Raw genomic sequence first — 489 nt, 5'->3', positions numbered from 1 at the left:
GAAGAAAGTTATGCAGTGCTTAAGTACGTAGCCGAGCATCCCGACGAGTTCGGCGCAGATGCCAGCCGAATTGCGATCGCAGGCGATAGTGTTGGCGGCAACATGACGGCCGTGGTCGCGCTTCTCGCCAAAGAGCGCAACGGCCCTGACGTGAAGGCACAGCTTCTCTTCTACCCGGTTACTGATGCCTCAATGTCAACCGGCTCCTACAAGGAGTTTGCCGAGGGGCCGTGGCTGACCCGAAAAGGGATGGAATGGTTCTGGGATCAATATCTGCCCGATGTCTCCCAGCGCGCTGACATTCATGTCTCGCCGATCAACGCCAGCTCGGAACAGCTCACGGGCCTGCCGCAAACACTACTCTTGGTCGACGAGAACGATGTGCTGCGCGATGAAGGCGAGGCGTATGGCCGCAAGCTGGCAGCGGCTGGCGTTCCGGTCACATCGGTCCGCTACAATGGCACGATCCACGACTTCATGCTGCTCAAC

The 489-nt window shown here is 58.9% G+C and carries 1 protein-coding gene; it reads left to right on the top strand.

Going from position 1 to position 489, the window contains the following annotated elements:
* Positions 1 to 489 (top strand): alpha/beta hydrolase (locus tag AC1DDS_RS25780; protein WP_477481444.1); only part of this gene is annotated, 489 nt, incomplete at both ends.

The sequence above is a fragment of the Mycoplana sp. 10N416 genome (assembly GCF_056394765.1).
Note: the sequence above shows the minus strand (reverse complement) of the source record. Positions and strands in the feature narration are given on the sequence as shown.